Genomic DNA, 25,845 nt, shown 5'->3' with positions numbered 1-25,845 from the left:
AGCAGATTTGCTCCCACAGGGTCCGGCGTAACTCCAGCAGGGCCCGCAAGCATGTTGATTCAATCCCCCTGGCGTGCCGATTTCCCGGCCATCGCCGCCCTGCAACGGCAAGGCCAGACCTACCTGGACAACGCCGCCACCACGCAAAAACCCCAAGCTTTGCTCGACGCTCTGGCGCATTACTACGCCAACGGCGCGGCCAACGTGCACCGGGCGCAACATCTGCCCGGAGCCCTGGCCACCCAAGCATTCGAAGACAGTCGCCTCAAGGTCTCACAATGGCTCAACGCGGGTGACTGCGGGCAAATCGTATTCACCCACGGCGCCACTTCGGCGTTGAACCTGCTCGCCTACGGGCTGGAACACCTGTTCAACCCAGGCGATGAAATTGTCGTCAGCGCCCTGGAACATCACGCCAACCTGTTGCCCTGGCAGCAACTGGCCGAGCGCCGCGCGTTGACACTGGTGGTACTGCCACTGGACGCCGACGGCGTTATCGACAGCGCTGCGGCCGCCGAGCTTATCGGCCCTCGCACGCGCCTGTTGGCGGTGAGCCAATTGTCCAACGTGCTTGGCACTTGGCAGCCGTTGCCGGCATTGCTGGCGATGGCCAAGGCGCAGGGTGCGCTGACGGTCATCGATGGCGCCCAAGGCGTCGTCCATGGTCGTCATGATGTGGAGGCCTTGGGCTGCGACTTCTATGTGTTTTCCAGTCACAAGCTGTACGGCCCGGAAGGCTTGGGCGTGCTGTTTGGCCGCACCGCAGCGCTTGGCCAACTGCGTCACTGGCAGTTTGGCGGCGAAATGGTGCAGCAGGCCGATTACCACAGCGCCACCTTCCGCCCGGCGCCACTGGGTTTCGAAGCCGGGACGCCGCCTATCGCCAGTGTGATCGGCCTGGGAGCGACCCTCGATTACCTGTCCGGCCTCGACGGGCAGGCGGTCATCGATCATGAAACTGCCCTGCATGACTATCTGCTTCACGGCCTGCAGGCGCGCAACGGCGTGCGCCTGGTGGGCGAGCCGCAACTGGCCCTCGTCAGTTTTGTGGTCGACGGTATCCACAATGCCGACCTGGCGCACCTGCTGACCGAGCAAGGCATCGCCGTGCGCGCCGGGCATCACTGCGCAATGCCGCTGTTCAGGCATATGAAGCTGTCCGGGGCGATTCGGGTGTCGCTGGCGCTGTACAACGACTCCGCCGATCTCGAACGTTTCTTCGAGGCCCTGGACCAGGCCTTGGAGATGCTGCGATGAACCTGCCTGCCGATGCGGTCGCCGCGCTGCAAGTTTTTCAGGACGCCTCCGGTTGGGAACAGCGGGCCCGCCTGCTGATGCAGTGGGGCGATCGCCTGGCGCCATTGAGCGATGCAGACAAGTGCGACGCCAACCTTGTCCACGGCTGTGAGAGCCAGGTGTGGTTGGTGGGGCAGTTGCGCGACGGCCACTGGCAGTTCTCCGCCAACAGCGATGCGAGATTGATCCGTGGCTTGGTGGCGTTGTTGCTCGCGCGGGTCAATGGCTTATCCGCTGACGAGTTACAGCAGGTGGATTTGCCGGATTGGTTCAATCAGTTGGGGTTATCGCGGCAGCTATCGCCGTCGCGCAGCAATGGATTGAATGCGGTGTTGAAGCGCATGCGCGAACTGACGCAATAACCTGTGGCGAGGGAGCTTGCTCCCGCTTGAGCGCGAAGCGCTCACATTAATGGGTCTGCTGCGCAGCCCAGCGGGAGCAAGCTCCCTCGCCACAGGTCATCACTCCCTTAGTCAACTGCGCTGCATCACTCCCCGGGCTTGACCCTGTCCGCCGGCCGGCGCACGCCCGCGACAATCTTATCCACAGCCTTGGTCGCCGCGACCATGCCGAACGTCGCCGTGACCATCATCACCGCGCCGAACCCGCCGGCGCAGTCGAGCTTGACGCCGTCTCCGACAAAACTCTTCTGCAAGCAAATGCTGCCATCCGGTTTCGGGTAGCGCAGCTGTTCGGTGGAGAACACGCACGGCACGCTGTAGTGGCGGGTCACGGTGCGGGAGAAGCCGTAGTCGCGGCGCAAGGTCGAGCGCACCTTGGAGGCCAGCGGGTCATTGAAGGTGCGGTTCAAGTCACAGACCTGGATCAGCGTCGGGTCGATCTGCCCGCCCGCGCCGCCGGTGGTGATGATCTGGATCTTGCGGCGCTTGCACCAGGCGATGAGCGCGGCCTTTGCATTGACGCTGTCGATGCAGTCGATCACGCAGTCGATGTTCGGCGTGATGTACTCGGCCATGGTGTCGCGGGTGACGAAGTCCGCGACTGCATGCACGGTGCAATCGGGGTTGATGCCGCGCAGCCGCTCGGCCATCACCTCGACCTTGGGCTTGCCGACGGTGCTATCCAGGGCGTGTAGCTGGCGGTTTGCGTTGCTGACGCAGACGTCGTCCAAGTCGAACAGCGAAATCTCGCCCACGCCACAACGGGCAATGGCTTCCGCCGCCCAGGATCCGACGCCGCCAACACCGACAATTGCCACATGGGCCGCCCGCAGGCGCTCCAGGCCTTCGATGCCATACAAACGGGCGATGCCGGCAAACCGTGGATCTTCTGTACTCATGACCGTTACCCCAAAAACCGGCGCGCATTATAGGGCTTTGCCGTGGCAATTCGAGCTGTTCGCGAATTGAATCCCACCAATTTCCCCTTGTGGGAGCGAGCTTGCTCGCGATGGCGTCAGTCCAGTCAATAGAGTATCGACTGATCAACCGCCATCGCGAGCAGGCTCGCTCCCACAGGATTTGTGTTCCAACCGACCAGCACCAGGGGCCCATGATGGTCGTTTTGCTATAAGATAACCGCCATTTTGCGCGAGCCAGCCTGCTCCCGCACTAGCCTTGCGTCCACATTATTCCCGGAGCTTCCATGACGGCCCACGCCGACCTTTCGCCGACCCTGCAACTCGCCATCGACCTGATCCGCCGTCCGTCCGTGACGCCGTTGGATGCCGATTGCCAGAAAATCATGATGCAGCGCCTGGGCGACGCCGGTTTTAAGCTGGAGCCGATGCGCATCGAGGATGTGGATAACTTCTGGGCCAGCCATGGCAAGCAGGACGGCCCGGTGCTGTGCTTCGCCGGCCACACCGATGTGGTGCCGACCGGTCCGGAGCAGGCGTGGCAGCTCGACCCGTTCAATGCGGTCATCGACGAACACGGCATGCTCTGCGGCCGCGGCGCGGCGGACATGAAAGGCAGCCTGGCGGCGATGGTTGTGGCGGCCGAGCGGTTTGTCGCCGACTACCCGGACCACAAGGGCTCGCTGACTTTCCTGATCACCAGCGATGAAGAAGGCCCGGCCCACCACGGCACCAAGGCCGTGGTCGAACGCCTCAAGGCCCGCCGGGAGCGCCTGGACTGGTGCATCGTCGGCGAGCCGTCGAGTACCACGCTGGTGGGCGATGTGGTCAAGAACGGCCGTCGCGGCTCCCTCGGCGCGAAACTCACCGTACGCGGCAAACAGGGTCACGTGGCTTATCCACACCTGGCGAAGAACCCGATCCACCTGGCCGCGCCGGCCCTGGCCGAACTCGCCGCCGAGCACTGGGACCATGGCAACGATTTCTTCCCACCGACCAGCTTCCAGATCTCCAACCTGAACTCTGGCACCGGCGCGACCAACGTGATCCCCGGCGATCTGGAAGCGGTGTTCAACTTCCGCTTCTCCACTGAATCCACCGTCGAGGGCCTGCAACAGCGCGTCGCCGATATCCTCGACAAGCATCAGCTGGACTGGCACATCGACTGGGCTTTGTCCGGCCTGCCATTCCTCACCGAGCCGGGTGCCCTGCTGGACGCCGTGTCATCGAGCATCAAGGACGTGACGGGCCGCGAGACGAAAGCCTCCACCAGCGGCGGTACGTCCGACGGTCGATTCATCGCCACCATGGGCACGCAAGTCGTGGAGCTGGGGCCGGTCAACGCGACCATCCACCAGGTCAACGAACGCGTGCTGGCGGCTGATCTCGACGTGCTCACCGAGATCTACTACAAGACGCTGATCAAGTTGCTCGCCTGATGCTCGCCTGCCCGATCTGCAGGGAACCGCTGAACGCCGTGGACAACGGCGTCGTGTGCCCCGCCGGCCACCGGTTCGACCGTGCGCGGCAGGGTTACCTGAACCTGTTGCCGGTGCAGCACAAGAACAGCCGCGACCCCGGCGACAACCAGGCGATGGTCGAAGCTCGCCGCGACTTTCTCAACGCCGGGCACTACGCCCCGGTCGCCCGGCGCCTGGCCGAATTGGCGGCCGAACGGGCACCTGGACGTTGGCTCGACATCGGTTGTGGTGAGGGCTACTACACCGCGCAAATCGCCGATGCCCTGCCCAACGCCGATGGCTATGCCCTCGACATCTCCCGCGAAGCGGTCAAGCGCGCCTGCAAACGCAACCCGCGGCTTACCTGGTTGATCGCCAGCATGGCCCGGGTGCCGCTGGCGGATGGCTGCTGCCAGTTCCTCGCGAGTGTGTTCAGCCCGCTGGATTGGCAAGAGGCCAAGCGCTTGCTCAGCCCCGGCGGCGGCCTGATGAAAGTCGGCCCTACCGCCGGCCACCTGATGGAATTGCGCGAGCGCCTGTACGACGAAGTGCGCGGGTACACGGACGACAAGCACCTGGCCTTGGTGCCGCCCGGCATGGCGCTGGATCACAGCGAAACCCTGGAATTCAAGCTGACGCTCGACAGCGGCCAGGACCGCGCCAATCTGCTGGCGATGACGCCCCACGGCTGGCGCGCCAGCGCCGAGCGCCGCGCCAACGTGATCGAACAGGCCGAGCCGTTCGAAGTCACGGTGTCGATGCGCTACGATTATTTCATTGTTCAATAATTAACCTTTGGCCCCTGGCAATCGCTTGGGGCCAGCTAAATCCGCGAATGGATTTTTCAAGACCGCAGTGAGGACATCCATGCGCCAACCCGATATCGAGATTTACCTGAAGGACGCCGACGTTGACCACAAGGCCATCGCCCACTGGCTAGGCGAGGCCCTGGGCCCATGCAGCGACTGGGTACAGAAAGGCCAGACCTACAAGTGCAAGGCTGGCCACATTCCGGTGACCTGGCTGCCCAAGGCCGTAGGAAAATGGAACAGCCTCTATCTGGAAAGTGACCAGACCCCGTGGGAAGACGACATTGCCTGCGCCCGCGCCGCCTTCGCCGCGCTGAACGTCGAAGTGCGCTGCGCGCCCGGCTCCTGGGTGGAAGAAGAAGGGGAAGAATCGGCGGACCGCTGGATCCGCATCAGCGCCGATGGGGAAGAAGAGATTACCTGGAAAACGGCGTGATTTAGCGCCCAGCGCTGATCTAATGTGGGAGCGAGCCTGCTCGCGAAAGCGGTGTGACAGTTAATGAGTCATTGTCTGATACACAGCTTTCGCGAGCAGGCTCGCTCCCACAGGGTTTTGTGTTGCCGGTGAATGCGGCTTACAACCCCACCACATCCTCAGCCTGCAGGCCCTTCTGGCCTTCCACGACCGCGTACTCGACCTGCTGGCCTTCGGTCAGTGAGCGGTGGCCCTCGCCACGGATCGCGCGGTAATGCACGAACACATCCGCTCCGCCCTCGCGCTGGATAAAGCCGTAGCCCTTGGCGTCGTTGAACCACTTCACACTGCCGGTTTCGCGTGTTGCCATGATGCTCACTCCTGTTTTCTTATTGTTAAGTCGGCTTTTCCCGCCCGATTGAAAAGGCAAAGCCGTACGAACCTAAGCCACCGTCCGAACGTCCATGGGGAAGCCCCGGGCAGTAACCGGCCGAGTATATGACACCCGGAAAAACTCTCAACTGACTTTACTTCGGTGCTTTTTTGCCGATTTTCGACGAATCCGGCACACTGGCGCCCGCTCCATCCCATTCACTCATGCAGAAGCCGTATGACCCGCTCCCCGTTCCGCCGTCTTGTGTTTGGCACCTTGCGCCGACTTTTATATCTCTGGGTTCGCTCCGAGACGATCAATCAGTCGTCCTTTACCCTCAACCTCGACCGCAGTCGCCCCGTGTTCTACGTCCTGCAAGACCCTTCGCTGACCGACCTGGCGGTGCTCGACACCGAATGCACCAAGGCCGGCCTGCCGCGCCCGGTACTGCCGGTCTCGGTGGGCAACCTGCTGGAGCCGGCGGCATTTTTCTACCTGACGCCGGCACCGGACTGGCTCGGGCGCCAGGATAAACGCGGTGCGCCGCCCACCCTGACGCGGCTGGTCGACGTGCTGACCCACAACGCCGCCGAGGACGCGCAGATCATTCCGGTCAGCGTGTTCTGGGGCCAATCGCCCGACAGCGAATCCAGCCCGTGGAAACTGTTGTTCGCCGACAGTTGGGCGGTCACCGGACGCCTGCGCCGATTGCTGAGCATCATGATCCTGGGGCGCAAGACCCGCGTGCAGTTCTCCGCCCCGATCCATCTGCGCGAACTGATCGAGCACGATAAAGGCCACGAACGCACCGTGCGCATGGCCCAGCGGATCCTGCGGGTACACTTTCGCAACTTGAAAGCGGCGGTCATCGGTCCCGACATCTCCCACCGACGCCATCTGGTCAAGGGTCTGTTGAACCAGCCGCTGGTCAAGCAGGCCATCGCCGAAGAAGCCGAGCGGGAGAAGATCTCGCCGGAGAAAGCCAAAGCCCAGGCCCTGCGCTACGGCAACGAGATCGCCTCGGACTACACCTACACGGCCATCCGCTTCCTGGAAGTGGTGCTGAGCTGGTTCTGGAACAAGATCTACGACGGCATCAAGGTCAACCACATCGAAGGCGTGCAAAACGTTGCCCAAGGCCATGAAGTCATTTATGTCCCCTGCCACCGCAGTCATATCGACTACCTGCTGCTGTCGTACCTGCTGTTTCGCAATGGCCTGACGCCACCGCACATCGCCGCCGGCATCAACCTGAACATGCCGGTGATCGGCAGCCTGCTGCGCCGCGGCGGGGCGTTTTTCATGCGCCGCACGTTCAAGGGCAACCCGCTCTATACCGCCGTGTTCAACGAATACCTGCATACGCTGTTCACCAAGGGGTTCCCGGTGGAGTACTTCGTCGAAGGCGGCCGTTCGCGCACCGGGCGCATGCTGCAACCCAAGACCGGCATGCTCGCCATTACCCTACGCAGCTTCTTGCGCTCGTCACGCATGCCCATCGTCTTCGTGCCGGTGTACATCGGTTATGAGCGGGTCCTGGAAGGCCGTACCTACCTGGGCGAACTGCGCGGCGCGAGCAAGAAGAAGGAGTCGATCTTCGACATCTTCAAGGTCATCGGCGCCCTCAAGCAACGCTTCGGCCAAGTGGCGGTGAACTTCGGCGAGCCGATCAAGCTGGCGGAATTCCTCGACGGCGAGCAACCTGGCTGGCGCCAGCAGGAGCTGGGCCCGCAATTCAAGCCGGCCTGGCTCAACGCGACCACCAACCGCCTCGGCGAACGCGTGGCGCGGCACCTGAACGAGGCCGCCGCTATCAACCCGGTCAACCTTGTCGCCCTGGCATTGCTGTCCACCAGCCGACTGGCTCTCGACGACCAGGCCATGGCCCGCGTGCTGGACTTGTACCTCGCGCTGCTGCGCAAAGTGCCCTATTCGCCCCACACCACCTTGCCTGAGGGCGACGGCCGGGCGTTGATCGAGCATGTCAAAGGCATGGACCTGCTGTCGGAACAGAGCGATGCCTTGGGCAAGATTCTGTATCTGGATGAACAGAACGCGGTGTTGATGACCTACTACCGCAACAACGTGCTGCACATCTTCGCCCTTCCGGCGCTGCTGGCGAGCTTCTTCCAGAGCAGCTCGCGCATGAGCCGCGAACAGATCCTGCGTTATACACGGGCCCTGTATCCGTACCTGCAATCGGAGCTGTTCATTCGTTGGTCGCTGGAAGAACTGGACGATGTGGTCGACCAGTGGCTTGAAGCGTTCGTCGAACAGGGCCTGCTGCGCTTCGAGAAAGACCTGTACTTGCGTCCCGTTCCAAGTTCTCGACACTTTGTGCTGCTGACCTTGCTATCGAAGAGCATCGCCCAGACCTTGCAGCGCTTCTACATGACCGTTTCGCTGCTGCTCAACAGCGGGCAGAACAGCATCAGCGCCGAAGAACTGGAAGACCTCTGCACAGTCATGGCCCAGCGGCTGTCGATACTGCACGGACTCAACGCGCCGGAGTTCTTCGACAAGAGCCTGTTCCGCCACTTCATCCAGACGATGCTCGACCTCGACGTACTGCGCCGTGATGAAGCGGGCAAGCTAAGCTATCACGAGCTGCTCGGCGAATTGGCCGAAGGCGCGGCCAAGCGTGTGTTGCCGGCGGAGATTCGCTTGTCGATCCGCCAGGTGGCGTTGCATCGCAGTGAAGACGCCATGGCTCCGGACACGCCAGTCACCCAGGATTGATTCTGTCACAGGCCCCAGGATTTCACTGGGGCCCCCAATATGGAAATGTCCCCATGAAAAAGCTTCTTCTCGTCGCTGCTGCCACGTTGCTCAGCGCCTGCTCCAGCACGCCGCTGGCCAGCAAGAACAGCCTCGACGGCGAGGTGTTCTACCTGCAACGCATCGCCTTACCGCCCACTGCTACCTTGACCGTGAGCCTGCAAGACGTCTCCCTCGCCGACGCGCCAGCCGTGACGGTCGATGAGCAGCGGGGCCCCGTCAAAGGCCAAGTCCCATTACCATTCAAGCTCAGTTATGATCCGGCGCAGGTCAAGCCCGGCCACCGTTATGCCGTGAGCGCCCGCATCGAAGTCGACGGCCAGTTGATGTTCATCAGCACTGAACAACACACCGTGCAGCTCGATGGCAAAGATCCGCAGCCGTTGAAGATTCGCGTCAACGCTGCACGCTGATTCCTGTTCCACTCTTCAAGGAAGCTGCCATGCTCCGCTTTACCCTTCGTTTCACCGGCCTGTGCGCCGGCCTGTTGATCTGCGCCAATGCCATGGCCCTGTCCCTCGGCGACCTTTCCCAGAAAGACGCCACGGGTGGTCTCAAGGATGCCCTGACCCAAGGCGCCCAGGTGGCGGTCAAGCAGCTGGGCACCCCAGGCGGGTTCAGCAACAACCCGGACGTCAAGATTGAATTGCCAGGCAAGCTCGGCAAAGTCGCCAGCAAGATGAAAGCCTTCGGCATGGGTGACCAGGTGGATCAGCTGGAAACCAGCATGAACCAGGCGGCCGAAGCCGCGGTGGTGCAGGCCCAGCCGATCCTGGTCGACGCCGTGAAGAACATGAGCGTGAGCGACGCCAAGGGCATATTGAGCGGCGGCAACGATTCGGCCACCCAGTACCTGATCAAGAGCAGCCGCGAGCAGATTCGCGCCAAGTTCCTGCCCATCGTCAAGCAAGCCACCGACAAGGTCGGCCTGGCCCAGCAATACAACGCCTTTGCCGGCCAAGCCGCGACACTGGGAGTGGTCGATGCCAAGAGCGCCAATGTCGAGAACTATGTGACTGAACAGGCGCTGGATGGTTTGTTCGAGATGATCGCAAAACAGGAAGCCACCATTCGCCAGAATCCGGCGGCTGCGGCGACCAGTTTGGCGAAGAAGGTTTTTGGCACCCTCTAAGCCAAGCGCAAAAACACTGTGGGAGCGAGCCTGCTCGCGATATCGGTATCAGCCATAACATCTCTGTTGGCTGTAGCACCGCAATCGCGAGCAGGCTCGCTCCCACATTTGATTTTCAGTGCTATCAGACTCGGTTCAAGTCTTCTTGACCCTGAACCACGCCGCATACAACGCCGGCAGGAACAGCAGCGTCAATGCCGTCGCCACGATCAATCCCCCCATGATCGCCACCGCCATCGGGCCGAAGAACAGGCTGCGTGACAGCGGGATCATTGCCAGCACCGCCGCCAGCGCGGTGAGCACGATCGGGCGGAACCGTCGCACCGTCGCTTCGATGATCGCCTGCCACGGGGCAAGCCCGGCCTTGATGTCCTGTTCGATCTGATCCACCAGGATCACCGAGTTGCGCATGATCATGCCGGACAAGGCGATGGTGCCAAGCATTGCAACGAAACCGAACGGCTGGCGGAACACCAACAGGAACAGCGTCACGCCGATCAACCCCAGCGGCGCGGTGAGGAAGACCATGGCAGTGCGAGAGAAGCTGCGCAGTTGCAGCATCAACAAGGTCAGCACCACCACGATGAACAACGGCACACCGGCGTTCACCGATTTCTGGCCTCGGGCCGAGTCCTCTACCGTGCCACCCACCTCAAGCAGATAACCATCCGGAAGTTCCGCCTGGATCGGATCCAGTGTCGGGAAAATCTGCTGCACCAGGGTCGCCGGCTGTTCTTTGCCGTAGATATCGGCCCGAACGGTCACGCTCGGCAGGCGGTTGCGGTGCCAGATCACGCCCTCTTCAAAGCCATACTCCAGCGTGGCGATCTGCGACAGGGCAACGGTCGTGCCGTTGTCGGTCGGCACCGCCAGGCTTGGCAACAGCGACAGCTCCGTGCGCTCATGCACCGTGCCGCGCAGCAGAATCTCGATCAACTCGTTGTCTTCACGGTACTGGCTGACGCTGGATCCGGTGAGGGAGCTTCGCAAGAAGCTCGACAGATTCGCGGTGGTCACCCCCAAGGCTCGCGCACGGTCCTGGTCGATGTTCAGATAGACCACTTTGCTGGGCTCTTCCCAATCCAGATGCACATTGGCAACGTAGGGGTTTTCCCGGACTTTTGTCGCCACTTTCCTCGCCAGGGCCCGCACCTCCTCGATGTGCTCGCCTGTCACGCGAAACTGCACCGGGTAGCCCACCGGCGGACCGTTCTCCAGGCGCGTCACCCGCGAGCGCAAGGTTGGGAACTGCTCGTTCAGGGTGGTGATCAGCCAACTGCGCAACGGCTCGCGGTCTTCGATGGTCTTGGCCAACACCACGAATTGGGCGAAGCTCGGCGCCGGCAGTTGTTGATCCAGGGGCAGATAGAAACGCGGTGAACCGGTGCCGACATAAGCGACGTAGTTGTCGATACCGGCGTGGTCCTTGAGCAACGCTTCCAGGCGCTTGACCTGCTCGGCGGTGTTGACCAACGAAGCGCCTTCGGCCAATTTCAAATCGACCATCAGCTCCAGGCGCCCCGACGCCGGGAAAAACTGCTGCGGGACAAAACGGAACAACACGACTGAGCCCAGGAACAGCAGCACGGTCAACGCGATTACGGTCTTGCGCCGACGCACGCACCACTCCACCAATCGCCGTACACGCTGGTAGAACGGCGTACCGTAGGGATCGGGCTGGCCGTCCACCGTGCCATGCTTGGCCGCATGAATCTTCGCCAGGTCCGGCAGGAGTTTTTCCCCCAGGTACGGCACGAATACCACGGCAGCCACCCAGGAAGCCAACAGTGCGAGGGTCACCACCTGGAAAATCGAACGGGTGTACTCGCCGGTGCCCGATTGGGCGGTGGCGATCGGCAGGAAGCCCGCCGCGGTGATCAAGGTCCCGGTGAGCATCGGAAACGCCGTACTGGTCCAGGCGTAGCTGGCCGCCCTGATCCGGTCGAAGCCTTGCTCCATCTTGATCGCCATCATCTCCACGGCGATGATCGCGTCGTCCACCAGCAGCCCCAGGGCCAAGACCAGCGCGCCGAGGGAGATTTTGTGCAAGCCGATCCCCAGGTAGTACATCGCGGCGAAGGTCATCGCCAACACCAGCGGAATCGCCAGCGCCACCACCATCCCGGTACGCAGCCCCAGGGAGAAAAAGCTCACCAGCAACACGATGGTCAGCGCTTCCACCAGCACCTGGACGAACTCGCCGACACCGGTCTTCACCGCCGCGGGCTGGTCGGAAACCTTGCGCAATTGCATACCCGCCGGCAGCGTGTTCTGGATGCGGGCAAACTCGACTTCCAGGGCCTTGCCCAACACAAGGATGTCACCGCCCTCCTTCATCGCCACGGCCAGGCCGATGGCATCTTCGCCCATGAACCGCATGCGCGGCGCGGGTGGATCGTTGAAGCCGCGACGCACGTCTGCTACATCGCCGATGCGGAAGGTGCGGTCGGCCACGCGGATCGGAAAGTCACGGATCTCTTCCACGGTCTGGAAATTCCCGGAAACCCGTAGCTGCAATCGCTCGCTGGCGGTCTCGAAGAATCCGGCCGTAGACACCGCGTTCTGCGCTTCCAGGGCTTGCTGGACCGCCGCCAGCGGCAGGCCGAGGGTCGCCAGTTTCACGTTCGACAGTTCGACCCAGATTTTCTCGTCCTGCAGGCCGAGCAATTCGACCTTGCCCACATCCTTGACCCGCTGCAGCTGGATCTGGATGCGGTCGGCATAATCCTTGAGCACGCCATAATCGAAGCCGTCACCGGTGAGTGCGTAGATATTGCCAAACGTGGTGCCGAACTCATCGTTGAAGAACGGCCCCTGGATACCCGGCGGCAAGGTATGCCGGATATCGCTGATTTTCTTGCGGATCTGATACCACAGCTCGGGAATCTGCTTGGAATGCAAGGAGTCGCGAGCCATGAACGTCACCTGGGATTCGCCCGGGCGGGAGAACGAGACGATCTTTTCGTAATCGCCGGTTTCCATCAGCTTCTTTTCGATGCGCTCGGTGACTTGGCGCGACACTTCCTCAGCCGTGGCGCCTGGCCAGATCGTGCGAATGACCATGGCCTTGAAGGTGAACGGCGGGTCTTCGCTCTGGCCAAGCTTGGTGTAGGAAAGCGCCCCGACGATTGCGAGCAACAGCATCAGGAACAGTACGATCTGGCGGTTCCGCAACGCCCATTCGGAAAGATTGAAGCCCATCGGGGGTTACTCCTTGGCCGCCAGGTTGACTACGCGGTTGGAGCGATCCACCGGCCGCACCTGCTGGCCGTCCAGGAGCACATGCACGCCAGCGGCCACCACCCAGTCATTGGCACCCAGGCCTTCAAGCACCGGCACGTTGTTTTCGCCAAAGGCACCGACACGCACCGGGACTTTCTTGAGGGTGTTGTCGGGGTTGACCACCCAGACATAAGTCGCGCCGTTCTCGGCGGTGAGGGCCGACAGCGGCACTGACAGGGGGACCTTTTCGGCATTCTGGATAAACACCCGGGCGCTCTGGCCCAGTTCCGCCGGGACGCTGCCGGCGGTGAAGGCGACACGAGCGGCGAAGGTGCGGGATCTGGGATCGGCGGCCGGCGAGAGTTCGCGGATACGTCCGCTAAAGCGCTGATCAGGTTGGCTCCACAGCTCGACCGAAACCGGCTGGCCAATCTTGAACCGACCGAAACTCTGCTCCGGCAGGCTGATCAGCACCTCGCGTTCACCGTCGGTGGCCAGGGTGAAGACGGTTTGACCGGCCGACACGACCTGACCCACTTCCACCGAACGCCGGGCCACGACGCCATCCTGGGGCGCACGCAAAATCGAATAGCTGGCCTGGTTGCTGGCAACGTCGAATTCAGCCTTGATCTGCTTGACCCGCGCGGCCCCGGAGCGAAAGAGATTTTCGGCGTTGTCGTATTGGGAGCGGCTGACCATCTGCCGCTCCATCAAGGTCTTGTAGCGGTCACGCTCGGCACGCACCAGGCTCAGGTTGGCCTCGGCGGCAGCGACCTGGGCCCGGCTCGCCTCGAGTTGCAGACGCACGTCTTCGGGATCGAGTTCAGCCAAGGGTTGATTGGCCTTGACCCGCTGCCCCTCCTCCACCAGCCGTCGGCTGACTTTGCCACCGATGCGAAAGGCCAGGTCCGGCTCGAATCGCGCCCGCACTTCGCCAGGATAACTGTCCATCGCCTGGGCCGAGGGCTCGGGCTTTACCACCATGGCCGGGCGGACGGTGACGGCCACCGGCTCCTCGTGGCCACACGCAGACAATAAAAAAGCCAGGCTGACTGGCACGGCGAGGGGCAGGACATAGCGGAACATGGTGGATGACCTTTCGCTAATGATGCTTGGAATAATTATACTGGCGGGTATGTTATTAATAGCAAACTCACCAGTCCAGTATTAAAGCGAAAAATGTCGAACAATCCTCCCCCTCCCAGCGGCCCTGGTCGTCCGAAGGATCTGGCCAAACGCCAGGCCATTCTCGATGCGGCCAAAAATCTCTTCCTGAGCCTGGGTTACGCCAGTACCAGCATGGATGCGGTGGCGACCGAGGCCGGCGTATCGAAGCTGACGGTCTACAGCCACTTCAACGATAAGGAAACGCTGTTTTCCGCCGCGGTGATCGCCAAGTGCGAGGAGCAAGTGCCGCCGCTGTTCTTCGAATGGGTCGAAGGCGTCCCGATCGAACACGTGTTGTTGAACATCGCCCGAGGCTTCAATCAACTGATCAACAGCGACGAGTCGGTGAATCTGCATCGGCTGATGGTCGCCCTGGGTAGTCAGGATCCGAAGCTCTCGACGATTTTCTACGAGGCCGGCCCGCAACGCATGCTCTGCGGCATGGAGCGGTTATTGAGCAAGGTCAACCAGAGCGGCGCCTTGAGCATCGACAAACCGCGAAATGCCGCCGAGCATTTTTTCTGCCTGATCAAGGGGGCGGCCAACTTCAGGTTGCTGTACGGCTGCGACGGACCGCAAGACGCCGAGGCGGCCGAGGCTCATGTGCAGGAAGTGGTGGGGTTGTTCATGCGGGCCTATCGGCCTTAGTTCCCAAGCGCCATCACTTGGGGGCTTCATTCGCGAGCAGGCTCGCTCCCACAAGGGATCGTGGTGTTCCGTGTGGGAGCGAGCCTGCTCGCGAACGGGGGCGCCTCGGTTTCAAGCCTTGAGCGCCTTCTTGGGATAGATATCGTACCGACTGGACTTGCCCTCGAGCCCATGGCTCGGCTTCGGCCCTTCGATGCAAGGCGCCTTGCGCGGGCGCTTGACCACCACCCGGTGGGTTGCCAGCGCCAGCGCCGCGGCCAGCAGCGCCGGTGCGTCATTGTCATCGCCCACCAAAGGTCGGAACAGGCGCATTTCCTTTTTCACCAGGGCGGTTTTCTCCCGATGGGGAAACATCGGGTCCAGGTAGATCACCTGGGGCGGCTCGCCTTCCCAATGGCGCATCACCTCGATGGAGTTGCCCTTGAGCAAACGCATGCGCGCCACGATCGGCGCCACGTCGAAATCTTCCGCGCCACGGGCCAGGCCATCTTCCAGCAGTGCACCGATCAGCGGCTGGCGCTCGATCAGGCTCATTTCGCAGCCCAGGCTCGCCAGCACAAACGCGTCCTTGCCCAACCCGGCCGTGGCGTCGAGTACCCGCGGACGCACACCTTGGGCGACACCGACCGCCTTGGCGATCATCTGACCGCTGCCACCGCCGTACAAGCGCCGATGGGCCGCGCCACCCTCGACGAAATCCACCCGCACCGGTCCCGGCGCGTCCGGACCCAATTGCTGCAATTGCAATCCCTGCTCGCCGACCTGCAAGGCAAACTCGCCATCGTCCACTTGCAAAGGCAGGCCAAGCCGCTCTGCCCATTGTTCGGCCTGGGGCTGGAACGCCGGAATCAAGGCCTCGACATGGATGCGGCAGGCCGCGGGTTGCTCAATCATGAAAACACGCTCGAAAAAATTAAGGATCGGCAAAACCAGCCGATAACAACGGTGAACGGCATTTTGCCAGAGCTGAGCGTCGACCGAGAAAAATGTCAGACATTCAATCCACATCGATAGGCGTTATCTCCCCTTACGGCGATTACAGCCTGCGTAACACCCAAGCGCTGAGCGGCGTCAGTCACCTGTGGCAGGATTTTTTTGCCCGGGCCCTGGCCGATCAACTGGGTGAAAACGCACCGGCGCCTGGCAGCTACCAGCCCGTCGCCCTCGATGAAGCGGTTGAACCGACCCTTGGCGCCGAGCTGCTGGAGCACATCGTCAGCCAGCGCACCTGCGACGTGAAGGAAACCCAGGTCAAGCCGCCAGAGCCGTTGTTCCTGCCGATTGCCGAGTTCGAACTGGATTTGCTGGACAAACCGTTCCCACCGTTCCCGCCCGAAGAAATCGTTGCCCAGCAAAAGCAGCAAACCTTCGAGAGCAACTGGGTTCGCCCGATCGTCCTCACAGCCGGCCAGCCACAGTCGGAACCGGGCCCGGCGCCGCACCCGCGTCCATTGCACCTGCCGATCGCCGAGTTCGAACTCGACTTGCTGGATAAACCGTTCCCTCCGTTCCCGGAAGAGGAATTGGTGGCGCAGCAGAAGCAACTCGATTTCGATACCCGTTGGGCACGTCCGATCGTTCTGCAGAACCTGCGTATCGCCGCCTGATTCTTACCGACAGATCCACCACGGTCCTACATCCAGATGGAAGTGGTTGCGGTGCGCCGCGTTGTAGTCCGGACTCAACACCACACTGAACATCTCACAGGCGCCATCTCGCACCTGCCGCAGGAACTGCGCATCGGTGTTGTCTTTCGGCCAGTCCCTGAGCACGCTGATCGCCTTCCCATTGGCCAGGCGAAACCCGGCAATATCGAGCGCGCTGGCGGTGGCGTGCTGGCTGCGCGCCCCGCTCTCACGGCCGTACATGTTGCGACAGGCAAAGCTGCCCAGATGATCGACCCGCGTGACTTTCTGCCCATAGGCCGCCGTTGCCGCCGGCTGCAGCGCATGACGCTCGAACAACGCGAAAGCCACGGCCAGCGGGCAACTGGCCAGGAAGCTGCTGCTCAGCGCCACCTCGCCGCCCTGCACTCGCAACACATTGGTCAACGGACAGGTGGTGTTGGCGCCGCTGTCCGCCTGGCGAGAGGTCCGAAGCCCTGACGTGGCGAGCGCCTGGTCGCACAGTTGCGGGTCGTTGCGCAGGGCCATCAGCTTGTAGCGGGTCAGCATGTTCGGCGGGGCGCTGACGTCCAGTGGCGCCCAGGGATTCCATTGCGGCGGCACCGACAACCAGCCGCGCCATACGCCAAGCACTGCGGCGCCGACGATCAGCAGCACCACCATCAAACCTTTGAAAAACCGCACGACAACGCCCCGGGCATCAGCCCTTGAATAATTGATTGGCCTGCTTGAATGGCATCGAGCGACGGGTGAAGGTGAACGTGCCTTGCTCCTGGATTTCCTGCGCGGCGCGGAAGAACTCGCCATAGGCCGCCAACGCCAACGCCGAGCCGACACTGATGCGCTTGACGCCCAGTTCGCTCAACTGCGCCACGGTAAGGTCCAGGGCGCCGGACATCAGCACATTGACCGGTTTGGGCGCCACCGCTTGTACCACCGCGAGGACCTGTTCGGCGCTGCTCAATCCTGGCGCGTACAACACGTCGGCGCCTGCGTCGGCGAACGCCTTGAGGCGTCGGATCGTGTCGTCCAGGTCGGGTTTGCCGTGCAGGAAATTTTCCGCGCGGGCGGTGAGCATGAACGGGAACGGCAGGCTGCGCACCGCCTCGGCCGCGGCCTTGACCCGCGCCACTGCTTGATCGAAACGATAGATCGGGCTGTCTTCGCGCCCCGTGGCGTCCTCGATGGAGCCCCCCACCGCCCCGGCCTCTGCCGCACGCAGCAGGCTGGCCGCGCATGCGTCGGGCGCATCGGCAAAGCCGTTTTCCAGGTCGACCGCCACTGGCAGATCCGTGGCCGCCACAATCGCTCGCACGTTGGCCAGGGTGTCATCCAGGCCCAGCGCACCATCGGGCCGCGCCAGGGAAAAAGCGTGGCCGGCACTGGTGGTCGCCAAGGCTTCGAAGCCAAGGCTGGCGAGCATCTTCGCCGATCCGGCATCCCACGGATTGGGAATTACAAAGGCCCCTTCGCGTTCATGCAGGGCCTTGAACGCCTGGGCTCGCCGGGTTTGTGCATCCATCAGAGTCGCTCCTGAGCAATGGGAGGGTTTGCCTTAGAGCAAACCCAGTTGCTCGGCGGCGGGTTCTCTATATAGCTCAGGCAGGGCCGGCAAGCCAGGCAAACGGTTCATCAAGCGGCTGTGAAAACGCATCGCGAGCTTTGCCGCCAGAAGGTTGTCGGCGGTGTGCAGGAACATGTACGGGGTGCGCCCTTCTTCGATCCACTCGGCGATTTTTTCCACCCAGGGCGTCAGGAACGGCTCGTTGGCTTCCACCACTGGATGGCCGACGAAGCGCACCTGCGGGCATTGAGTGAAAGCCGCTGGCCGCGTTGGCACCCGAGGCTTCTTGTATTGCGCATGGATCACTGAGGGATCGGTCGAGGCGCAGCTGAACAAGCCCCGTGGATCGAGACAGATGCGTTCCACGCCGCGATCGAGCAACAGGCGATTGAGCCGGCGCTCGGCATCGCCCTTGGCAAAAAACTCGTCGTGACGGACCTCGACCGCCAACGGGCTCGGGAACGCGTCGATAAACGCCGCCAGCTCCTGCATCCGATTGGGCGTGAAGGCCTTGGACAGCTGCAGCCAAAACGGCGAGACGCGCTCGCCCAGCGGGCTGAGCAGTTGAACGAAGGTTTCAGTGGCGGTCAGGTGTTCACGCAAGTCGCCGCCATGGCTGATGTCGCCCGGGATCTTGGCCGTGAAACGAAAATGCTCGGGCATGATTTCCGCCCAGCGCTGGACAGTGGCCGCAGACGGGCTCGCATAGAAGGTCGTGTTGCCTTCCACGGCATTGAAAACCTGGCTATAGAGGTTCAGGAAGTCGGAGCTTTTTGCGTCTTGGGGATAAAGATAATCGCGCCAGGCGTTTTCGCTCCAGGATGGGCAGCCCAGGTAATAAGGCAACCGCATCAGATGTAGAGGTCGAGCCCTAGCACTTCCATATCCCAGTCGACAAAACCGGCAGTGCTCAAATAACTGGCAAGGGCCGTGGCGACACTGCGGCTCATGGCGCGGTGATACAGCATGTCCTGCTGACGGGCGGGGAGATTGCTCAGGCGCTGCGCAGAGGCTTTGGCGGCACGTGCGGCCAGTTGCTCTTCGGACGGAAATTCCAGGTCGCCATCGATATCATCGAAGTTTTCGGGCTCAGCGGATTTACCCGCACGAGGCCGACGCTTGATCGGGTAGGACTGGGATGAAACGCCGTCTATACGCATGACAGAATGCTCGGTATCAATGATGGCAATTTAGCGGCACATTCGTAGCCGCGCAAACGCGCAAGTGATAACTAGAACACAGAAAGCCAAAAAGGTTTAAAAACGGGCCGGAAAAGTGACGACTGGCAATGTGGCGTGTGACTTTTAGTTAGAGAAATGACTTTTCAAGCGCAAATCTGAAATTGGTCGATGCCCTTGTGGCGAGGGAGCTTGCTCCCGCTCGAGTGCGTAGCACTCGCTCGATAGTTGGCTTTCACACCAAGGTCGGGGCCGCTCCGCCCGAAGCGTCGGACCGTCCCAGCGGGAGCAAGCTCCCTCGCCACGAAGGCCGTTCGCTTGAGGTCAGAGCCGCTCGGATTTTGGCGTTGCTACCTTGTCCCGCAGGTAAACCGGCTGGGCATCATCGGCCACAATGGCCTCGCCGCGTTCCCAGGCGAAGCGTGCCAGCGCAAGCAAGTCTTCGGCATGGGGCAACATCGAGGCGTCCTGGCCAACAAGGCTGACACCGATCCGCTCGGCATAACCCCAGCCCGTACCGGCGCCGAACCAATCACCACTCGCCTCAGCCGGCAGCGCCGCCGCCTCGGGTGGCAGTACCGCTTCAGGCCCCGCCAGGCGCATCTCGCCGTTCGCTTCGCGATAGCAGCCCCAATACACCTCGTCCATGCGCGCATCGATCGCCGCGGCGACCTGGCGCGCACCGTGTTCGCGCAGGGCGCGCTGGGCCAGCACCGCCAGGTTCGACACCGGCAGCACCGGGCGCTCCAGGGCAAAGGCCAAGCCCTGCACCACGCCGATGGCGATGCGCACACCGGTGAAAGCCCCGGGCCCGCGACCGAAGGCGATTGCATCCACCGCTTGCAAGTTGGTGCCGGCATCGCTGAGCAACTGCTGGATCATCGGCAGCAATTTCTGCGCATGCAAACGCGGGATCACCTCGTAATGGCTCGTGACCTTGCCGTTGTGCAGCAAAGCAACGGAGCAAGCTTCAGTCGCGGTGTCCAGGGCCAGCAAGGTGCTCATTAATGTGTCCGTAAATCAGGTGGGGAAAAAGTGCGCCAGTATAAACAACTACGGCCCGCAAGCGGGCCGTAGTTGTTGCTGCCGATCAGACTTTTCAGCTCAAGGCCGCAAGCACTTTGGCAGTGATGGCCTCAACCGAACCGACGCCTTCGATATGGCTGTATTTCGGCTTGCCGTTGGCAGCCGACAGCTTCTGGTAGAAATCCACCAGCGGCTTGGTCTGGGAGTGGTAGACCGACAAACGATGACGCACGGTTTCTTCGGTATCGTCCTTGCGCTGCACCAGTTCTTCACCCGTCACATCGTCCTTGCCTTCGGCTTTTGGAGGATTGTAGACGGTGTGATAGACACGGCCGGACGGCTCATGAACACGTCGACCGGCGATGCGCTGGACGATTTCTTCGTCCTCGACGGCGATTTCAACGACTGCATCCAGCTCGACGCCGGCGCTCACCAGGGCTTCAGCCTGTGGAATGGTGCGCGGGAAACCATCGAACAGGAAGCCATTGGCGCAGTCAGGTTGAGCGATACGATCCTTGACCAGGGCGATGATCAGGTCATCCGACACCAGGCCGCCGGCATCCATGATGCTCTTGGCCTTGATGCCCAGCTCGGTGCCGGCCTTGACCGCCGCACGCAGCATGTCGCCGGTGGAGATTTGCGGGATACCGAATTTTTCGGTGATGAACTTTGCCTGAGTACCTTTACCGGCCCCGGGAGCTCCCAGCAGAATGACGCGCATCGATGTGCTCCTCAATTTTTTTATGTAAACGCTCGGATTCGCCTCGTGGGGCCAATCTCGGAAAACAGGATCGTGGCCGCCCAAACGGCCAAAGGCTGATCAAGATACACAGCAGGCCCGACCCACACAAGCCGCCGAAAGTCGGAGGAACCCGCGTCGAACGCGACCTTCGTACGAGGTGGCGAGAGTCGCAACCTGACAACAAACTGTCGCCTGGCCGACCTGTCGTTCTCCATAAACGGCTACGCCCGGACGAGCCGGGCGAGTTGTCGCGGGTAACGACCCGACGTCAGCCGGTGTTGCGCAAACCGGCGGCGATCCCGGCTACAGACACCAGCAATGCCTGTTCCACGGGGCTGCCTTGGGCAACGTCCTGCTGCCGCGACCGTGCCAGCAGTTCGGCTTGCAACAGGTGCAAGGGGTCGAGGTAAGTGTTGCGCAGGCGAATGAATTCCAAGGTGTCTGGGCTATGTGCCAGTAGCTGCGACTGGCCGGTCAACCCCAGGACCACCGAGCAGGCCTGCGACAATAGGTCGCGTAAATGCTCGCCCAACGGCAGCAATGCCGGTTCCACCAGACGCTCATCGTAAGACTGGGCAATATCGGCGTCGGCCTTGGCCAGCACCATCTCCAGCATATCGATGCGGGTGCGGAAGAACGGCCATTGTTCGCGCATCTGCCCCAGCAATTCACCCTCGCCGCGCTCCAGCGCCTTGCCCAGGGCGGTTTCCCAACCGAGCCAGGCTGGCAGCATCAGGCGGGTCTGGGTCCAGCCGAAGATCCACGGAATCGCCCGCAAGCTCTCGATCCCCCCGGCGCGACGCTTGGCCGGACGGCTGCCCAAGGGCAGACGACCCAACTCCTGCTCCGGCGTGGACTGGCGAAAATACTCGACGAATTGCGGATTTTCCCGCACCACCGCGCGGTAGGCACTGACGCCGTCAGCGGCCAATTCGTCCATCAAATGGCGCCATTCTGGCGTGGGCGGCGGCGGTGGCAGCAGGGTCGCTTCCAGCACCGCGGCGAGATAAAGGTTGAGGTTCTGTTCGGCGATGTCCGGCAGGCCGAATTTGAAACGAATCATTTCGCCTTGCTCAGTGGTGCGGAACCGCCCCGCCACCGAACCTGGCGGCTGCGACAGGATCGCCGCGTGCGCCGGGCCACCGCCACGGCCTACCGTACCCCCGCGACCATGAAACAACAGCAGTTCGACTTGCTGCTCGCGGCAGATGTCCACGAGTCGCTCCTGCGCTCGATACTGTGCCCACGCCGCCGCCGTGGTCCCGGCGTCCTTGGCTGAATCGGAATAGCCGATCATCACCTCCTGGGGTCCTTGCAGGCGCGAGCGATAACCCGGCAACGCCAGCAGGCGCTCCATCACCGGCCCAGCGTTGTCCAGGTCGGCGAGGGTTTCGAACAGCGGCACCACCCGCATCGGCCGCAACACGCCGGCTTCCTTGAGCAGCAATTGAACTGCCAGCACATCGGAAGCGGCACCGGCCATCGAGATCACGTAGGAACCCAGGGACGCCGCCGGTGCCGCCGCGACTTCCCGACAGGTCGCCAGGACCTCGCCAGTGTCGGCGGACGGTTTGAAATGCGGCGGCAACAACGGACGACGGTTATTCAGCTCATCCAGCAGAAAACGGATGCGCTGCTCTTCGTCCCAGTCTTCATAGCGTCCAAGCCCGAGGTAATCGGTGATCTCGGTCATGGCCATCGTGTGGCGCGTCGAATCCTGGCGCACATCGAGGCGCACGAGGAACAGCCCGAAGGTCACCGCGCGGCGCAGGCAATCGAGCAGCGGCCCGTCGGCAATCACCCCCATGCCGCACTCGTGCAGGGACTGATAGCACAACTCCAGCGGATCGAGCAGTTCGCGGTTGTCCTGCAACACTTCGGAAGAGGCCGGCGTAGTGGCTTTCAAGGAGGCCTGGGCCCAGTTGCGGGTGGCCCGCAGGCGTTCACGCAATTGCTTGAGTACCGCGCGATAGGGTTCGGCGCTGTCACCGGCCTGGGCGCGCAAGGCCTCGCTGGCCTTTTGCATGGAGAGGTCGGCCGCCAGGTGATCGACATCGCGCAGATAAAGGTCCGCCGCCATCCAACGCGCCAGCAACAGCACTTCGCGTGTGACCGCGGCGGTGACGTTCGGGTTGCCATCCCGGTCGCCGCCCATCCAGGAGGCAAAGCGGATCGGCGCGGCTTCCAGCGGCAAGCGCAGCCCGGTGGCGGCGTGCAGGGCCTGGTCGGCCTTGCGCAGGTAATTGGGGATGGCCTGCCACAGCGAATGCTCGATCACCGCAAAGCCCCACTTGGCCTCGTCCACGGGCGTGGGCCGGGTGCGGCGGATTTCTTCGGTGTGCCAGGCTTCGGCGATCAATCTTTGCAAGCGCTCATGGATCTGCGCGCGCTCGGCACTGGTGAGGTCACGGTGATCCTGGGCCGCCAGTTGCGCGGCGATGGCGTCGTATTTCTGGATCAGCGTACGCCGGGCGACTTCCGTTGGGTGGGCGGTGAGGACCAACTCGATATCGAGCCGGCCCAACTGCCGGGCCAGCGATTCGGCGCTGTGGCCTTCGGCGCGCAAGCGTGCCAGCAACTCGGGCAACACTCGCGCTTCAAACGGCGCAGGCTTGGATTCTTCGCGCCGATGAATCAATTGGTATTGCTCAGCGATGTTGGCCAGGTTCAAGAACTGGTTGAACGCTCGCGCGACCGGCAGCAATTCCTCCTCGCTCAACTGATTGAGGCTGGCGCTCAGTTCGGCGTCCATGGAACCACGTCGGTCCGCCTTGGCGCCTTTGCGGATCTGCTCGATCTTGTCGAGAAAGGTGTCCCCGTACTGGTCGCGAATGGTGTTGCCCAGCAACTCGCCGAGCAGGTGGACATCCTCGCGCAGGCGGGCATCGATATCGGTCATCAGCAGTTCTCCAGCAAAAGGTCCGGACAGCTTTGTAAGAGAGAGTGCCGATGCTGATCGTTTATGACAAGCGACGAAGGGACATTAAACCTTGTCGGACAAAGCTAGTCTCAAGATAAGCCACACAACGGCTTGTCACTGTCGCGCCTGCCATAAGCAGGGCTATTGAGGTCATCATGAAAATCCGTGAGCTTGCCCAGCATTGGGAAGAAAATGCCAAGGGTCGCCTGACCCAGACCGGCTACACGATTCATCTCGATGTAGAGGCCGCTGCGCGCCTGGCGGCCATCTGCGACATGTACCCCAAGCGTCAGCCCGAAGAACTGCTCGGGGAGCTGATCGGCGCCGCGTTGGAAGAGCTGGAAGCCAGCTTCCCCTACGTCAAGGGATCGCAAGTCGTATCGACCGATGAGGAAGGTGATCCGCTGTATGAAGACGTGGGCCCGACGCCACGTTTTCTCGCGCTGTCACGCCGTCATCTGCGCGAACTTTCCTCCCACAGCGACAAATCCAAACACTGATTGCCGCCCTTCCCAGCGTGCGAAATTCCAGCGCGGAGCCTGTCCCAGTCGCGCTGGAATACCGCTGCCCGCCTTGAAAGTTCAGCTTTGCGGCGCTTGACCAATCAGTCAGTATTTCTTTTGGCGAATGGCCATCCTTGCCTGAACTTTTGAAAAACGCCTCGGGTCACACCGAATAACCATACTGGAACGGCCGTTTAAAAAAACGCGCCCTGGCGCCAGCGCCAAAACAGACGTCACGGCTTCGGTCCCAGCATGGAATGGTGTTTTTTTCAGGAGTTTTCCAATGGAGTTGAAGCCTATGAATACCTGCACTGCCAAACCCTCATCCACTGGCCTGCGCGGCCTGAAGTTGGCTGCCCTGGCTATCGGTAGCAGCTTCATTCTGGCCGGTTGTGCCGGCAACCCACCTTCGGAGCAATACGCGGTCACGCAATCTGCGGTCAACAGCGCCGTCAGCGCTGGCGGCACCGAGTTTGCCGCCGTGGAAATGAAATCGGCCCAGGACAAGCTCAAGCAGGCCGAGATCGCCATGCACGACGAGAATTACGAAGAGGCCAAGCGTCTGGCCGAACAGGCCGAATGGGATGCCCGCGTCGCCGAGCGCAAGGCCCAGGCCGCCAAGGCCGAACAGGCCCTCAAGGATTCCCAGAAAGGGGTTCAGGAACTGCGTCAGGAAGGCATGAACAAGGTCCAGTGACCCGGTTTGAGCCACGACGCACTTCTCATTGATAAAAGGACGACAGACTATGACGCACAAACATTTCATGATGCCCGCCCTGCTTGCCGCCTGCGTAGCCCTGGCCGCTTGCTCCCACGATCCGAACGCGAACCTGGAACAGGCGCGCACCAACTACAACGGCTTGCAGGCCGACCCGGCGGCCACCAAGGTCGCGGCTCTGGAAACCAAGGACGCTGGCGATTTTCTCGCCAAGGCCGACAAGGCCTACATGGATAACGAGGACGAAGCCAAGGTCGACCAACTGGCCTACCTGACCAACCAGCGTGTCGAAGTGGCCAAGCAGACCATTGCCCTGCGCAACGCCGAAGCCGAGCTGAAAAACGCCGGTGACGAACGCGCCCGCGCACTGCTGGAAGCCCGCAACGCGCAGATCAAGCAGTTGCAGGACAGCCTCAACGCCAAGCAGACCGAGCGCGGTACGCTGGTGACCTTCGGCGACGTGCTGTTTGCCACCAACAAGTCGGACCTGCGTACCAGCGGTATGACTAACGTGAGCAAACTGGCGCAGTTCCTCCAGGAAAACCCGGATCGCAAGGTGATCATCGAAGGCTACACCGACAGCACCGGTTCGGACTCCTACAACCAATCGCTGTCCGAACGCCGCGCCAGCTCCGTGCGCACCGCCCTGGTGAAAATGGGCGTCGACCCGGCCCGCATCGTGACTCAGGGCTACGGCAAGGAATTCCCGGTCGCCGACAACACCAGCGTCTCGGGCCGCGCCATGAACCGTCGCGTGGAGGTCACCATCTCCAACGACAACCAGCCCGTCGCCCCGCGTTCGACCATGAGCGCCAACTGATCGGTTGACTGCAACTCAAAAGCCCCGCCTGACTTCAATCAGGCGGGGCTTTTTTATGATCAAATTTATTTGGCTGCACACGATCCTTGTGGGAGCGAGCTTGCTCGCGATAGGGGAGTGTCAGGCACTAT

At 62.1% G+C, this 25,845-nt stretch carries 25 protein-coding genes; 13 read left to right on the top strand and 12 right to left on the bottom strand.

Annotated elements, in window-relative coordinates; translation table 11 throughout:
- Positions 1 to 51 precede the first annotated feature (51 nt).
- Both J3P92_RS05875 and J3P92_RS05870 read left to right on the top strand, forming a co-directional pair.
- On the top strand, positions 52 to 1,257 hold the full coding sequence (locus tag J3P92_RS05875; protein ID WP_434650093.1) for an aminotransferase class V-fold PLP-dependent enzyme: 1,206 nt from the start codon (positions 52 to 54) through the stop codon (positions 1,255 to 1,257).
- Positions 1,254 to 1,658, top strand: coding sequence for a SufE family protein (locus tag J3P92_RS05870; protein WP_434562523.1), 405 nt, complete (start codon positions 1,254 to 1,256; stop codon positions 1,656 to 1,658). Before J3P92_RS05875 ends, J3P92_RS05870 begins: the two co-directional genes overlap by 4 nt.
- A gap of 125 nt (positions 1,659 to 1,783) precedes the next feature.
- Here the strand turns inward: J3P92_RS05870 and tcdA are convergent, their stop codons facing one another.
- The gene (gene tcdA / locus J3P92_RS05865) at positions 1,784 to 2,596 is read right to left on the bottom strand and encodes a tRNA cyclic N6-threonylcarbamoyladenosine(37) synthase TcdA (RefSeq protein WP_053182857.1); all 813 of its coding nucleotides are present in this window, start codon (positions 2,594 to 2,596) and stop codon (positions 1,784 to 1,786) included.
- A 305-nt stretch (positions 2,597 to 2,901) separates the two neighbouring features.
- Between tcdA and dapE the strand changes: the two genes are divergently transcribed.
- The 3 genes from dapE to J3P92_RS05850 all read left to right on the top strand — a co-directional run bounded on the left by dapE (position 2,902) and on the right by J3P92_RS05850 (position 5,319).
- Positions 2,902 to 4,053, top strand: a complete 1,152-nt coding sequence (gene dapE, locus J3P92_RS05860; protein WP_434650092.1) for a succinyl-diaminopimelate desuccinylase — start codon at positions 2,902 to 2,904, stop codon at positions 4,051 to 4,053.
- Positions 4,053 to 4,862, top strand: a complete 810-nt coding sequence (locus J3P92_RS05855) for a putative RNA methyltransferase (RefSeq protein WP_434650091.1) — start codon at positions 4,053 to 4,055, stop codon at positions 4,860 to 4,862. Before dapE ends, J3P92_RS05855 begins: the two co-directional genes overlap by 1 nt.
- Positions 4,863 to 4,941: 79 nt before the next feature.
- The gene (locus J3P92_RS05850) at positions 4,942 to 5,319 is read left to right on the top strand and encodes a hypothetical protein (protein ID WP_420764225.1); all 378 of its coding nucleotides are present in this window, start codon (positions 4,942 to 4,944) and stop codon (positions 5,317 to 5,319) included.
- Positions 5,320 to 5,458: 139 nt separating this feature from the next.
- Here the strand turns inward: J3P92_RS05850 and J3P92_RS05845 are convergent, their stop codons facing one another.
- Positions 5,459 to 5,668, bottom strand: coding sequence for a cold-shock protein (locus J3P92_RS05845; protein WP_007927922.1), 210 nt, complete (start codon positions 5,666 to 5,668; stop codon positions 5,459 to 5,461).
- 240 nt (positions 5,669 to 5,908) lie between these two features.
- Here J3P92_RS05845 and plsB point away from each other — a divergent pair, with 240 nt between their 5' ends.
- Genes plsB through J3P92_RS05830 form a run of 3 tightly spaced genes read left to right on the top strand, consistent with a single transcriptional unit; the run spans position 5,909 to position 9,581 of the window.
- The gene (gene plsB, locus J3P92_RS05840; protein ID WP_434562517.1) at positions 5,909 to 8,410 is read left to right on the top strand and encodes a glycerol-3-phosphate 1-O-acyltransferase PlsB; all 2,502 of its coding nucleotides are present in this window, start codon (positions 5,909 to 5,911) and stop codon (positions 8,408 to 8,410) included.
- A 53-nt stretch (positions 8,411 to 8,463) separates the two neighbouring features.
- Positions 8,464 to 8,862: a YbaY family lipoprotein gene (locus tag J3P92_RS05835; RefSeq protein ID WP_420764223.1), complete on the top strand. Its 399-nt coding sequence runs from the start codon at positions 8,464 to 8,466 to the stop codon at positions 8,860 to 8,862.
- 29 nt (positions 8,863 to 8,891) lie between these two features.
- Positions 8,892 to 9,581, top strand: a complete 690-nt coding sequence (locus J3P92_RS05830) for a DUF4197 domain-containing protein (RefSeq protein WP_434650090.1) — start codon at positions 8,892 to 8,894, stop codon at positions 9,579 to 9,581.
- 135 nt (positions 9,582 to 9,716) lie between these two features.
- Here the strand turns inward: J3P92_RS05830 and J3P92_RS05825 are convergent, their stop codons facing one another.
- Both J3P92_RS05825 and J3P92_RS05820 read right to left on the bottom strand, forming a co-directional pair.
- Positions 9,717 to 12,782, bottom strand: a complete 3,066-nt coding sequence (locus J3P92_RS05825) for an efflux RND transporter permease subunit (protein WP_434562513.1) — start codon at positions 12,780 to 12,782, stop codon at positions 9,717 to 9,719.
- 6 nt (positions 12,783 to 12,788) lie between these two features.
- Positions 12,789 to 13,889: an efflux RND transporter periplasmic adaptor subunit gene (locus tag J3P92_RS05820; protein WP_420764221.1), complete on the bottom strand. Its 1,101-nt coding sequence runs from the start codon at positions 13,887 to 13,889 to the stop codon at positions 12,789 to 12,791.
- Positions 13,890 to 13,982: 93 nt separating this feature from the next.
- On the opposite strand from J3P92_RS05820, the gene J3P92_RS05815 reads away from it, so the two are divergent.
- Positions 13,983 to 14,618, top strand: a complete 636-nt coding sequence (locus J3P92_RS05815; RefSeq protein ID WP_420764220.1) for a TetR/AcrR family transcriptional regulator — start codon at positions 13,983 to 13,985, stop codon at positions 14,616 to 14,618.
- Between the two features lie 111 nt (positions 14,619 to 14,729).
- Here the strand turns inward: J3P92_RS05815 and J3P92_RS05810 are convergent, their stop codons facing one another.
- On the bottom strand, positions 14,730 to 15,512 hold the full coding sequence (locus J3P92_RS05810; RefSeq protein ID WP_420764219.1) for a class I SAM-dependent methyltransferase: 783 nt from the start codon (positions 15,510 to 15,512) through the stop codon (positions 14,730 to 14,732).
- A gap of 92 nt (positions 15,513 to 15,604) precedes the next feature.
- Between J3P92_RS05810 and J3P92_RS05805 the strand changes: the two genes are divergently transcribed.
- Positions 15,605 to 16,225, top strand: a complete 621-nt coding sequence (locus J3P92_RS05805; protein WP_420764218.1) for an energy transducer TonB — start codon at positions 15,605 to 15,607, stop codon at positions 16,223 to 16,225.
- Between the two features lie 3 nt (positions 16,226 to 16,228).
- Here J3P92_RS05805 and J3P92_RS05800 read toward each other — a convergent pair whose 3' ends face one another.
- The 7 genes from J3P92_RS05800 to ppc all read right to left on the bottom strand — a co-directional run bounded on the left by J3P92_RS05800 (position 16,229) and on the right by ppc (position 23,652).
- Entirely contained in the window at positions 16,229 to 16,927 is a 699-nt protein-coding gene (locus tag J3P92_RS05800) for an extensin-like domain-containing protein (protein WP_434562511.1), read from the bottom strand.
- 16 nt (positions 16,928 to 16,943) lie between these two features.
- Positions 16,944 to 17,765: an isocitrate lyase/PEP mutase family protein gene (locus J3P92_RS05795; RefSeq protein WP_434650089.1), complete on the bottom strand. Its 822-nt coding sequence runs from the start codon at positions 17,763 to 17,765 to the stop codon at positions 16,944 to 16,946.
- Positions 17,766 to 17,798: 33 nt separating this feature from the next.
- Positions 17,799 to 18,659: a DUF72 domain-containing protein gene (locus J3P92_RS05790; protein WP_434650088.1), complete on the bottom strand. Its 861-nt coding sequence runs from the start codon at positions 18,657 to 18,659 to the stop codon at positions 17,799 to 17,801.
- Complete coding sequence (locus tag J3P92_RS05785) at positions 18,659 to 18,967, bottom strand: hypothetical protein (protein ID WP_420764214.1); 309 nt, start codon at positions 18,965 to 18,967, stop codon at positions 18,659 to 18,661. The genes J3P92_RS05790 and J3P92_RS05785 overlap by 1 nt, the downstream gene beginning before the upstream one ends.
- Positions 18,968 to 19,309: 342 nt before the next feature.
- Entirely contained in the window at positions 19,310 to 19,990 is a 681-nt protein-coding gene (gene tsaB, locus J3P92_RS05780) for a tRNA (adenosine(37)-N6)-threonylcarbamoyltransferase complex dimerization subunit type 1 TsaB (protein ID WP_434562505.1), read from the bottom strand.
- Positions 19,991 to 20,084: 94 nt separating this feature from the next.
- Positions 20,085 to 20,732, bottom strand: coding sequence for an adenylate kinase (adk, locus tag J3P92_RS05775; protein ID WP_420764212.1), 648 nt, complete (start codon positions 20,730 to 20,732; stop codon positions 20,085 to 20,087).
- Positions 20,733 to 21,021: 289 nt separating this feature from the next.
- Complete coding sequence (ppc, locus tag J3P92_RS05770; protein ID WP_434609786.1) at positions 21,022 to 23,652, bottom strand: phosphoenolpyruvate carboxylase; 2,631 nt, start codon at positions 23,650 to 23,652, stop codon at positions 21,022 to 21,024.
- Positions 23,653 to 23,828: 176 nt separating this feature from the next.
- Here ppc and J3P92_RS05765 point away from each other — a divergent pair, with 176 nt between their 5' ends.
- The 3 genes from J3P92_RS05765 (at position 23,829) to J3P92_RS05755 (ending at position 25,714) form a co-directional block, all read left to right on the top strand.
- Entirely contained in the window at positions 23,829 to 24,173 is a 345-nt protein-coding gene (locus tag J3P92_RS05765) for a pilin assembly protein (RefSeq protein WP_420764210.1), read from the top strand.
- A 286-nt stretch (positions 24,174 to 24,459) separates the two neighbouring features.
- The gene (locus J3P92_RS05760; RefSeq protein ID WP_014336761.1) at positions 24,460 to 24,873 is read left to right on the top strand and encodes a DUF4398 domain-containing protein; all 414 of its coding nucleotides are present in this window, start codon (positions 24,460 to 24,462) and stop codon (positions 24,871 to 24,873) included.
- 49 nt (positions 24,874 to 24,922) lie between these two features.
- Positions 24,923 to 25,714, top strand: coding sequence for an OmpA family protein (locus tag J3P92_RS05755; RefSeq protein ID WP_434650087.1), 792 nt, complete (start codon positions 24,923 to 24,925; stop codon positions 25,712 to 25,714).
- Positions 25,715 to 25,845 lie beyond the last annotated feature (131 nt).

It is taken from the genome of Pseudomonas sp. D3-27, assembly GCF_051132165.1.
Taxonomy (GTDB): domain Bacteria; phylum Pseudomonadota; class Gammaproteobacteria; order Pseudomonadales; family Pseudomonadaceae; genus Aquipseudomonas.
This window is presented reverse-complemented; position numbering and strand designations above follow the sequence as displayed.

Excerpts from the sequence above, each read along its gene's own strand:
- J3P92_RS05875 (WP_434650093.1), top strand. The coding sequence starts at position 52 with ATGTTGATTCAATCCCCCTGGCGTGCCGATTTCCCGGCCATCGCCGCC.
- J3P92_RS05870 (WP_434562523.1), top strand. The coding sequence starts at position 1,254 with ATGAACCTGCCTGCCGATGCGGTCGCCGCGCTGCAAGTTTTTCAGGAC.
- tcdA (WP_053182857.1), bottom strand. The coding sequence starts at position 2,596 with ATGAGTACAGAAGATCCACGGTTTGCCGGCATCGCCCGTTTGTATGGC.
- dapE (WP_434650092.1), top strand. The coding sequence starts at position 2,902 with ATGACGGCCCACGCCGACCTTTCGCCGACCCTGCAACTCGCCATCGAC.
- J3P92_RS05855 (WP_434650091.1), top strand. The coding sequence starts at position 4,053 with ATGCTCGCCTGCCCGATCTGCAGGGAACCGCTGAACGCCGTGGACAAC.
- J3P92_RS05850 (WP_420764225.1), top strand. The coding sequence starts at position 4,942 with ATGCGCCAACCCGATATCGAGATTTACCTGAAGGACGCCGACGTTGAC.
- J3P92_RS05845 (WP_007927922.1), bottom strand. The coding sequence starts at position 5,668 with ATGGCAACACGCGAAACCGGCAGTGTGAAGTGGTTCAACGACGCCAAG.
- plsB (WP_434562517.1), top strand. The coding sequence starts at position 5,909 with ATGACCCGCTCCCCGTTCCGCCGTCTTGTGTTTGGCACCTTGCGCCGA.
- J3P92_RS05835 (WP_420764223.1), top strand. The coding sequence starts at position 8,464 with ATGAAAAAGCTTCTTCTCGTCGCTGCTGCCACGTTGCTCAGCGCCTGC.
- J3P92_RS05830 (WP_434650090.1), top strand. The coding sequence starts at position 8,892 with ATGCTCCGCTTTACCCTTCGTTTCACCGGCCTGTGCGCCGGCCTGTTG.
- J3P92_RS05825 (WP_434562513.1), bottom strand. The coding sequence starts at position 12,782 with ATGGGCTTCAATCTTTCCGAATGGGCGTTGCGGAACCGCCAGATCGTA.
- J3P92_RS05820 (WP_420764221.1), bottom strand. The coding sequence starts at position 13,889 with ATGTTCCGCTATGTCCTGCCCCTCGCCGTGCCAGTCAGCCTGGCTTTT.
- J3P92_RS05815 (WP_420764220.1), top strand. The coding sequence starts at position 13,983 with ATGTCGAACAATCCTCCCCCTCCCAGCGGCCCTGGTCGTCCGAAGGAT.
- J3P92_RS05810 (WP_420764219.1), bottom strand. The coding sequence starts at position 15,512 with ATGATTGAGCAACCCGCGGCCTGCCGCATCCATGTCGAGGCCTTGATT.
- J3P92_RS05805 (WP_420764218.1), top strand. The coding sequence starts at position 15,605 with ATGTCAGACATTCAATCCACATCGATAGGCGTTATCTCCCCTTACGGC.
- J3P92_RS05795 (WP_434650089.1), bottom strand. The coding sequence starts at position 17,765 with ATGGATGCACAAACCCGGCGAGCCCAGGCGTTCAAGGCCCTGCATGAA.
- J3P92_RS05790 (WP_434650088.1), bottom strand. The coding sequence starts at position 18,659 with ATGCGGTTGCCTTATTACCTGGGCTGCCCATCCTGGAGCGAAAACGCC.
- J3P92_RS05785 (WP_420764214.1), bottom strand. The coding sequence starts at position 18,967 with ATGCGTATAGACGGCGTTTCATCCCAGTCCTACCCGATCAAGCGTCGG.
- tsaB (WP_434562505.1), bottom strand. The coding sequence starts at position 19,990 with ATGAGCACCTTGCTGGCCCTGGACACCGCGACTGAAGCTTGCTCCGTT.
- adk (WP_420764212.1), bottom strand. The coding sequence starts at position 20,732 with ATGCGCGTCATTCTGCTGGGAGCTCCCGGGGCCGGTAAAGGTACTCAG.
- ppc (WP_434609786.1), bottom strand. The coding sequence starts at position 23,652 with ATGACCGATATCGATGCCCGCCTGCGCGAGGATGTCCACCTGCTCGGC.
- J3P92_RS05765 (WP_420764210.1), top strand. The coding sequence starts at position 23,829 with ATGAAAATCCGTGAGCTTGCCCAGCATTGGGAAGAAAATGCCAAGGGT.
- J3P92_RS05760 (WP_014336761.1), top strand. The coding sequence starts at position 24,460 with ATGGAGTTGAAGCCTATGAATACCTGCACTGCCAAACCCTCATCCACT.
- J3P92_RS05755 (WP_434650087.1), top strand. The coding sequence starts at position 24,923 with ATGACGCACAAACATTTCATGATGCCCGCCCTGCTTGCCGCCTGCGTA.